The sequence below is a fragment of the Kribbella sp. genome, assembly GCF_035655035.1.
In the GTDB taxonomy this organism is placed as follows: Bacteria; Actinomycetota; Actinomycetes; order Propionibacteriales; family Kribbellaceae; genus Kribbella.
The window spans coordinates 1-5740 of record NZ_DASRVN010000503.1 but is presented as its reverse complement, the minus strand read 5'-3'; the positions used below and the strand labels follow the sequence as shown (position 1 = coordinate 5740).

Sequence of the window (5740 nt, the reverse complement as noted above, 5' to 3'; positions counted from 1 at the left end):
GGTCCGTCCCGCCCACGTGCGGGAGGAACGGTTCGATCTCGACCGAGCCGTTGGTACCGGTGACCTGCAGCGACACGCCGCCCCAGGTCGCGCCGTTGTCCGGAACGCTCCAGGAGCAGTCGATCGTTGCCAGCAGCCCGTTGTCGTAGTTGATCGTGACCAGCCCACCGGTCTCGACCTCGACGTTCTTGTCCTGGTGCAGGATCCGGTTCGCGGCGGCGTACACCCGGGTCGCGGACGCGCCGCCGGTCAGCCCGTCGATCAGGTCCGCGCAGTGCACGGTGTGGTCGACGAGCGCTCCCCCGCCGGCCAGCTCCGCGTCGGTGAACCACTGGCGCGCGTCGTACGGGATCTTCCCGTTGTTCGTCCCGAGTACGGCGAACACGTCGCCGAGCCGGCCCGCCTCGACGTTCGCCCGCAGCTGCAGGTACGACGGCGCGAACCGGACCGGGTACGCGATCATCAGGATCGTCCCGGCCGCCTCACACGCGGCGAGCATCGCCTCGCCGTCGGCGACCTGCGTAGCCAGCGGCTTCTCGCACAGTACGTGCGCACCGACCGCCGCGGCCCGCTCCACCAGCTCGCGGTGGCCCGCGTTCTCGGACGTCACCACGACCGCGTCCGGGCCCCACGCGAACAGCTCGTCGTACGTGTCGCCGTACGGAACGCCGAACAGCTTCGCAAGCTCCGCACCGCGCGGGCCCGCGTCCGGCGCGGATGCGCCATCGGGATCGGCGGACAGCACCTCGACATCGGGCATCGACCCGAGCAGATGCGCGTACGACCCCGCATGCACGTGCGCGAACGACGCGATCGCAACCTTGAGGCTCATGCCACTGCTCCCGTCGAGACGAAGGTCTTCATGTCGATCGGCTGACCCGACTCCATCGACGCGCGCGCCGCCTCGGCCAGGTAGACCGCCGTCGCGCCGTCGGACGCCAGCACCCGCGGCTCCGGCCCGCCGCGCAGGCCGATCGCCAGCTCGCGCAGCTGGCTCAGGTACGGGCTCTCCCCCAGCGACGACGGGATCAGCAGGTCACCGCCCTCGGAGTCCTGCAGCTCGTCCTTGTACCCGGTGTCGGCGTCGGACTTGAACTTCAGCACACCCTTCGAACCGGCCACCTGGAAGCCGGTCTGGAACGTCGTACCGGTCGCTCCCCAGGTCGCACGGCAGTGGCTGATCGCGCCGTTCTCGTGGGTGAGCGTCACGTGCGCGGCCACGTTCACCGGGCTGATGCCGTCGACGGTCGGCGGGTTCTGCACGGCGTACACGCTCTTGACCTCGCCGCACAGCCAGCGGGCCTGGTCGAGGTCGTGCACCATCAGGTCCATGATCACGCCGCCCGACCGGGCCACCTCGCGGTACCAGCCCGCGCCGGCCGGCGACGACGCCTGCCGGTAGAACCGGGCGACCGCGACGTCACCGATCCGCCCGGCCCGGATCGCGTCGTACGCCGCCTTGTACGCCGGGAAGTACCGCACCACGTGCGCCGGGTACAGCCGCACGCCGGCCGCCTCCGCCGCGTCGATGACCTCGTGCGAATCCGCCGCGGTGAGCGTCAGCGGCTTCTCGCAGATCACGTTCTTCCCGGCCTTGATCGCGGCCAGCGTGATCTCCTTGTGGGTCGCCGACGGCGTGACGATGTCGACGAACTCGGCCGCGGCCAGCACCGCGTCCAGCGACGGTACGACCTCCAGCCCGTACTGCTCGGCCAGCGCCTCGGCGCCCTCCAGCGAATACACCAGCACCCGCGCGCCGACGGCCTTCCAGGACGCGGCATGGACGTGTGAGATGTTGCCCGCGCCGATCAGACCAACGGTCAGACCGGCCAACTCTTCCGACATGTGTTCCCCTGAGGCAGAGGTGGGTAAATTACGAACGATCCTTGCGTATCACTGCGCACAGACGTTCGCAACCACCGTCTCACGAACACAACCACCTCACTATCGTGAACTTCCCCCGACCTGTGCAGAATGTCCCGGTGAAAGAAGCGACCGCTGCCCCGAGCGCTCCGGACCTGTCCACCGAGACCGGTCCGCGGCCAGGTGCTGTGGTCCAGACCGATGGGACCACGTTCACTTTGTGGGCTCCGGCGGCGGAGCGGGTCGAGTTGGCGTTGGTCGGGGACGACGGTGGGCAGCGGAACTTCGACCTGACGCACACGGGTGAGTTCTGGACCGGGTTCGTGCCGGGGGTCGGGGCCGGGCAGCGGTACGGGTACCGGGTGCACGGGCCGTTCGATCCGTCGCACGGGTTGCGGTTCGATCCGTCGAAGCTGGTGCTCGACCCGTACGCGCGGGCCATCGACGGCGAGCTCGACTACGGGAGTCCGCTGATCTACGACTCGTCGGACGGTGACTCCGCGGGACATGTTCCGGTGGGGGTGGTGGTCGCGGAGTCGGCGCCGCCGCCGCCGATCAGCAAGCCGGTGCACTGGGGTGAGACCGTCATCTACGAGCTGCACACGAAGGGGTTCACGAAGCTGCACCCGGACGTGCCCGAGCAGCAGCGCGGGACGTACGCCGGGCTCGCGCACCCGTCGGTGATCAAGTATCTGACCGAGCTCGGTGTCACCTCGGTGGAGTTGTTGCCGATCCACCACTTCCTCACCGAGCCGTCGATCGCGGCGCGCGGCCTGCCGAACTACTGGGGCTACAACACGCTCGGCTTCTTCGCGCCGCACGCGCCGTACTCGTCCTCGGGATCGCGGGGTGAGCAGGTCGGCGAGTTCAAGGCGATGGTCGCCGCGTTCCATGCCGCGGGCATCGAAGTGATCCTGGACGTGGTCTACAACCACACGGCCGAGGGCGGCTTCGACGGGCCGACGCTGAGCTTCCGCGGCATCGACAACCGCGCGTACTACCGGCTCGGCCAGGGCGCCGCGATGTACGACGTCACCGGTACCGGCAACTCGGTCGACACCTCGCACCCGCAGGTACGGCGGCTGGTGATGGACTCGCTGCGCTACTGGGTGGAGGAGATGGGCGTCGACGGGTTCCGGTTCGACCTGGCCGTGACGCTGGTCCGCAACGAGCGGCACGAGGTCGACATCCCGGACCACCCGTTCCTCGCCGAGGTCGCGGCCGACCCGGTGCTCGGCCGGGTGAAGCTGATCGCCGAGCCGTGGGACGTCGGCCCGTTCGGCTACCAGGTCGGCAACTTCGGTACGCCGTGGTCGGAGTGGAACGGCAAGTTCCGCGACAGCGTCCGCGACGTCTGGCGGAACACCTCCGACGGCGTCAAGGACCTCGCGTACCGGCTCTCCGGGTCCAGTGACCTGTACGGCGACGACGGCCGGTACCCGTACGCCTCGATCAACTTCGTCACCGCGCACGACGGGTTCACGCTGCGGGACCTGGTCAGCTACGACCACAAGCACAACGAGGCGAACCACGAGGACAACCGGGACGGCACCGACGACAACCGCTCGTGGAACTGCGGCGCCGAGGGCGAGACCGGCGACGCCGGGGTGATCGCGCTGCGCAAGCGGCAGATGGCGAACCTGATGTCGACGCTGATCCTGTCCACCGGCGTACCGATGATCACCGCCGGCGACGAGTGCGGGCGGACCCAGCTCGGCAACAACAACGCGTACTGCCAGGACGACGAGATCTCCTGGTTCGACTGGTCGCTGCCGGACACCTGGTCCGAGCACCTCGACCTGACCAAGAAGCTCATCAAGCTGCGGGCGGCGCATCCCGCGCTGCGGCAGTGGCACTACTTCTCCGGGCAGCCGGACGTACCGGGCGGCCGCAAGGACCTGTCGTGGATCGCGCCGCACGGTGGCGAGATGACCGACGCGGACTGGTTCGACGGGAACCTGCGGACGATCGGGATGTTCCTGCGCGGCGACGCGTTGCGGGCGACCGACGCGGAAGGCAACGCGCTCACCGACAGCTCGTTCCTGCTCGCGCTGAACGCGACACCGGAGATCCGGAACGTCGTCGTACCGGACGCCTCCTGGGCGCCGGCGTACGAGGTGGTGCTGGACACCAGCAACAGCATGGTGACCGAGGTGGAGGCCGGTGCGACCGTGCCGCTCGCACCACGCTGCCTGGTCCTGCTGCGCGCGCTCTGAAAGTCGTTAACCTTCCGCCTGTACATTCTTCGGTCACCTGCTGTTCACCTGTTGGGGGACCGAAGTTGACCACACCTATCGGCGCGCTGCACCGCGCCATCATGCGCTGGGGCGAGGCTGAGCGGACCAGTTCCCGGCTGGCCGTCCAGCGTTGGGTGGACGGTGTCGCGTACGTCGACGTACAGGCGCGGACCTATGCGGACTACTGGACCCGGCAGAACACGAACGCGCTGGCCGGTGACGGGCCGTTGTGGGTCGTACTGGGTGACTCGACCGCACAGGGTCTGGGAGCGTCGTCACCACTGCACGGGTACGTCGGGCAAGTACTGAACGCGCTACGTCGCAAGGGAACGCCCTGGCGTGTGCTGAACCTGTCGATGTCCGGTGCGCAGACCAGGCACGTCCTGGAAGACCAGCTGCCATTGCTGGACGGCGTGAAGCCGACACTGGTCACTTGCGGCATCGGCAACAACGACATCCTCGCCACGCCGCCGAAGCGGTTCCGGGACCACCTGCGCCAGGTGATCGACCGGCTGCCCTCCTCCTCGGTGGTGATGGACCTGACTGTGCCGGACCGGCTCTGGCGGATCGGGGGCGCTGTGAGCCCGTACGTGTCCGGCATCAACCAGCTGATCAGCAACACGGCCACGTCCCGCGGCCTGCCGGTCGCCGAGGTGTCGCGGTACGCACGGCCGCCGTGGCGCGGCATGCTCGCGCCTGACGCGTTCCACCCGAACAACCTGGGCTACCGCCGCCACGCGGACGCCCTGCTCGCCGCACTCCCGTCCGGCGTCCTCAGCTCGTAAGAAGGTCCTCCAGCCGGTCCAGCGTCTTCTTACTCTCCCGGCGGACACCGAGCGACAAGATCGCGGCCCGTCCCGGTACGCGGATCCCACCGGTCAGTGCGACGCGCGTACCGCCGCCAGGCTCGGCTGCGGCGGCCATACCGATGATGAGGAAGCGGCTCTGCAGCCAGCACCACCCAGGGCGGAGCTGACCTTCCAACCGTGCGCGTTGCCCCCTGGCGCCCTTGGCCAGTACGACGACGTGATCGCCGTCGCGCTGCTCGAGCGTGACCGAGACCAGGTCGGCCTGGATCTCCGCGAACACCTCGAGATCCGTCAGCATCGCCTTCACCCGGTCGGGTTCGCCGGGCAGCACGCGTTCGGTCACGGCGGCGCCCGGTACGCCCGCGGCGAGCGCGCGGAACCGCTCGACGTCGGTCAGCTCGATCTGTGGCCAGTTCATGATCTCCACGCCTTCCGGAAGCTCGCACGCGCTCGGTGCAGCCGCGACTTCGCCGTACCCGCCGGGAGGTCGAGCACCGCGGCCGCGGCCTGTTCGTCCATTCCTTCGAGGTCCCGCAGTACCAGGACCGCGCGGTGCTCCGGTGAGAGCCGCCGCAGCACGTCCTGTACGTCGACGACCAGCTGCGGGTCGTCGCGGGAGGGTAGTTCCGCCAGCTCGGCCGGCTGCTGGCGCTGCCCACGGCGCGCGACCCGGACCGCCTCGCGGACCGCGATCGCGCGCGCCCAGCCGTACAACGCCGCCGGGTTCTCCAGGCCGCGCAGCCCGCGGAAGATCGCGATCAGCGCCTCCTGCGCGGCGTCCGGCCCGTCGTTCAGCGCGATCGGCGCACAGATCTTCCCGACGTACGGCGC

General features: G+C 69.3%; 6 protein-coding genes. 2 read left to right on the top strand and 4 right to left on the bottom strand.

All coding sequences use genetic code 11. From position 1 onward, the window contains the following. Window positions 1-832 (bottom strand): Gfo/Idh/MocA family oxidoreductase (locus VFF46_RS27585; RefSeq protein ID WP_325040141.1); only part of this gene is annotated, 832 nt, incomplete at its 3' end. Continuing rightward, window positions 829-1845 carry a Gfo/Idh/MocA family oxidoreductase gene (locus tag VFF46_RS27580; protein WP_325040140.1) on the bottom strand — a complete coding sequence of 339 codons (1017 nt, stop codon included), beginning with the start codon at window positions 1843-1845 and terminating at the stop codon, window positions 829-831. The genes VFF46_RS27580 and VFF46_RS27585, both read right to left, overlap by 4 nt. A 173-nt stretch (window positions 1846-2018) precedes the next feature. Here VFF46_RS27580 and glgX point away from each other — a divergent pair, with 173 nt between their 5' ends. After that, a complete protein-coding gene (glgX, locus tag VFF46_RS27575; RefSeq protein ID WP_414673098.1) occupies window positions 2019-4079 on the top strand; it encodes a glycogen debranching protein GlgX in 2061 nt (686 codons plus the stop codon). A gap of 65 nt (window positions 4080-4144) precedes the next feature. After that, on the top strand, window positions 4145-4885 hold the full coding sequence (locus VFF46_RS27570) for an SGNH/GDSL hydrolase family protein (RefSeq protein ID WP_325040138.1): 741 nt from the start codon (window positions 4145-4147) through the stop codon (window positions 4883-4885). Here the strand turns inward: VFF46_RS27570 and VFF46_RS27565 are convergent. Together VFF46_RS27565 and VFF46_RS27560 are read right to left on the bottom strand one after the other, a co-directional pair. Next, complete coding sequence (locus VFF46_RS27565; protein ID WP_325040137.1) at window positions 4875-5327, bottom strand: hypothetical protein; 453 nt, start codon at window positions 5325-5327, stop codon at window positions 4875-4877. The genes VFF46_RS27570 and VFF46_RS27565 overlap by 11 nt on opposite strands. Then, window positions 5324-5740 (bottom strand): RNA polymerase sigma factor (locus VFF46_RS27560; protein ID WP_325040136.1); only part of this gene is annotated, 417 nt, incomplete at its 5' end. The genes VFF46_RS27560 and VFF46_RS27565, both read right to left, overlap by 4 nt.